The 3,537-nt window shown below is 40.4% G+C and carries 2 protein-coding genes; both read right to left on the bottom strand.

Features of this window, described 5'->3' with window-relative positions; genetic code table 11:
• Positions 1–689: penicillin-binding protein 2 (locus AB4653_RS02305; protein ID WP_372103224.1), on the bottom strand; the 689-nt coding region annotated here is incomplete at its 3' end.
• A 1,040-nt stretch (positions 690–1,729) separates the two neighbouring features.
• Entirely contained in the window at positions 1,730–2,734 is a 1,005-nt protein-coding gene (locus tag AB4653_RS02300; protein WP_017101219.1) for an AbrB family transcriptional regulator, read from the bottom strand.
• Positions 2,735–3,537: the final 803 nt, after the last annotated feature.

Below are 3,537 nucleotides of genomic sequence, written 5' to 3'. Positions count from 1 at the left end.
ACTTCGACTTCTTGATAGCCCACTTTGCCATGGAGCATGTCTTCGTAATAGCGTTCAATGCCAATTTTCCCGATGTTTCTGGTGGCTTTATAATTGAGCTCTTTCCCTTCACTGATGAACCTGTTGAGGTCCGACTCGTTCAAGCGTCCTACATAGCCGAGTGAATGGGTCAAAATATCGGCGTAGGGATAATGTCTCTTGAGCATTGCCATGACATCCACGCCGGGAAATTTATAGCGATTGACCGAGAATTTGGCGACTTGTTCGTCATTGAGGTTGTCCAACAGAGGCACGGAACTAAAACGTCGTGCCCGTTTGAGGTTTGTATTAAACCTTTCTTCTTGCTCTTGAGAGATATCGATGATTTCACGGAGTCTCTCAATCGTTTTGGGAATATTCTTTATCTTTTCTGGCACGAGTTCTAAGCTGAACACTGGCACATTCTCTGCTAAAAGGACGCCATTGCGGTCATAAATCAGCCCTCTGGTCGGCGGCAAAGGAATGATTTTGATACGATTAGAATTAGAGCGTGTCTGATAATACTGATGTTTTGTCACCTGCAGGTTATAAATGTTGAGAACCAGCAGCCCGGCCAGAAAGACAATACATACGAAAGCAAACACGGCTCGGTTTTTGAATAAACTGGCTTCCAGTTCATGATCTCGAAGTCTGCTTCTTTTACTCTTCATAATGTTCTTTTATTGTGGTCGAGTTGAATTGGCCACAGAAGTGAGCCTCGATTGATGGGTGCGTAGAACCAATCCCTAAATGGTTGATTCGGCGTATGTAATATCTCTTTTTTCTACTTCGGTTCGCGTCCTTTGGGGAGCGGGTATTGTCGCTCCGAGCATATGAAATACTATGTGGATGTCCATTTCAAGTCTGATTTGGCTTTCTAGGCTAAAACTGACTAAGCACCCCACTGATTATCAAGGAATATGAACGCAAAGCGTACAGCGTTTAATGGTTATTACCCTCAGCCTTCCAAGATGATGATGCGGGGGCGATTCCCGCAGTACGCTCTAAATCCATAAACCTAGTCGTACTATGACTGATATTTTTAATCACCCACCATTGTTTAAGCAACTTAACGCAGCTCTCACCATGATATGACGTCGAACCCATACATTATGATGTCGTGGTTGCTGGCGATGTTTAGAGATTGCCTATTGAATAGCACAGTCTTTCTATGTGTAAATATTGAGCATACCTTGAGGAGTGATAACCAAAATATATCGTGTAATACCTATATTTTTTCTAATACGTAATGGTCTAAATAGAGTAAATCGCCTAACAAACTTTTGTCCAGAGACGTGTTATGCCGCCATGCATTGGGACTGTGCTCTGGGTGTGCTCTGGGAAAAGATCGCCTTAGTGTTCACTTTTTGGGAGTGGTGTGATTACCGAAGGAGGTTGACGGTCTAAATAGAAATTAGATAGATTTACCGATGATGAATAATGTGTTCAAAGCAAAAAATGATGAGAGGATATTGTACTTCTCAAGCTTTATTGTTTCTGATGTTTTTAGATAGAAGCAGCGTAACTCCGCTCTTCAATACTACAAAGTACAGACTGGATACCGTTGAAGAACGGAAGTTCCAGTTGAATTTCTTTCAATAGGTAAATTAAATGCATTTAAGTGAAAAGAGCTTATTAGGAATGGAAAAAGCAAAAAACCAGTCTTAACTGAGGTTTTTTAATGAAACCAAGCCAACACCAATGTCCCATTTCATAATTGTCTCCGTAAATACTTATAAATATTGAAGCCGAGAGGGATAGAATGAAGCATTATCATGCGAATGATATGACTAAGCATTATTAATGCAGGCTCTAGTCCAAGATAAATGGCAGCGACAGTCATAGACTCCACACTGCCCGGAACCCACGACATCAAGAGTACGATGAACTCCTTATCAATTAGCTTGCTGAATATATATGCAAAAACAACTGTGACTGTAAGACTTAACGTTGTAGCAATAATCCCAGCTCGCGCATAAGAGAAGATATCTACAACGGTTATATCTTTTAGACGAATCCCAATTAATGCCCCTAGAGCGGATGTTGCAATAAAAACAAGCTCTGTCGGGACAAGAAAGTTGTATGACGGTAACTCAGAGTTCACAAACATAGTTGCTAACATCCCAGTCACCATATACGGTGCTGGAGTACCAATTTTATCGAGAAGCAAACCTGAAAAGTAGGCGAGGAAAAGTGGGAGAAGTATCCAAAGGTTGTCTAAGGAAATAGCCGGCCCAGGAACTGGTGAATTGTCCGCTGAGACAAGAAGAGCGGAAGCTATGATTAAGAAAATGAGTCGAACTGTGTGAGTGAAAATCACTTTACTAGAAGGTGAATTGTGATTTTCATTAATGACAAGAACCGCGGCCATCGCTCCCGGGACCGCCCCAAGTAGGCTTTCATATTTTGACCATTTCTCTCGCTTAGAAAGCCAGAGATACGAGGTGAGAACTTGTGCGGACATACAAAGGACGAGTCCCACAAAAAGTAATATCGGATAACCCTTGGAAAGAGTCTGCATAGGGACGATTGAGCCCACTGTGGCACCAAGGATTAACTGTACTCCGGTCAATGTGCTTTTGGGAAGAGCTAGAGTAAACCCTGTTTTTACCGTTAACAAAAGAGCAATCAGGGCACCGAACATTACACCTAGTGGTATCTCGAAATATGTAAATAAGAGCGAGCCAACCAAAGCTATGAATGAGGCTAGATACATGTTTTGGTTTCCCCTTTTTTTAGCTTGAAGGATGACAATAAAGTGGAGATTTGGTTATTAATCATATCTATGTTATTGACTATGTAAAAATCACCACAAGTTATCCGCCCAAGAGCATACAAGCCCATTTGAATATCACCAGTTTCTGACTTAGCAGGCTATCAAGTACCGGATTGCTTCTATCGAGTGAACGTTGTATTCCTGTAGCATTGATGATGAAATCAAAGAAGTACTCCTTTTCTATCTGTCTCTACACAATATTGACCATTGTCTAATCGTTGAGCAAAGTCACTGGCAAGGTAAGATGTATCAGTGCCCGGAATGGAAACCTGATGAGGAAGCTAGTTCCACCCTTGTAGGAGTGGAACTATGGTCGATAATTAAAATGGACAGCTCATATAATCCTGAAGGATTATCTTTTTGGGAGACATTTTGCAGACAGCAGCCTAATTGCCTCTAAAAATCAGTGCGCATGTAGTGCAACTAAACTTTGTGACACAACGAGTAAGACAAGAGTACGAAGAGATATTAATGATGTTAGTGGTCTTTATCATATATACCAATGTCTTTTTTTAAATGGTCAGAAAGGTGTCTCACATCGAGAGATGCATTTTTATTTTTTCCACTTTTAAAATTATACCTTTTAAATTTAATCCGCAGATAGCGTAAATAGTCTCTAAACTTCGATTTTTTTTGAATTGTTTTCACTGACTTTTCATTTTTCATAGCAACGCACTCTTTTTTATAAGAAAAACCATAATTTTAACGACCAAAATTAATTGAAATTAAGTATCTTTAAACCC

The organism is Vibrio sp. 10N.222.48.A3 (assembly GCF_041475345.1).
Taxonomy (GTDB): domain Bacteria; phylum Pseudomonadota; class Gammaproteobacteria; order Enterobacterales; family Vibrionaceae; genus Vibrio; species Vibrio tasmaniensis_A.
Note: the sequence above shows the minus strand (reverse complement) of the source record. Positions and strands in the feature narration are given on the sequence as shown.

Bases quoted from the DNA above. Each gene is read 5' to 3' on its own strand.
- AB4653_RS02300 (WP_017101219.1), bottom strand. From the start codon at position 2,734: ATGTATCTAGCCTCATTCATAGCTTTGGTTGGCTCGCTCTTATTTACA.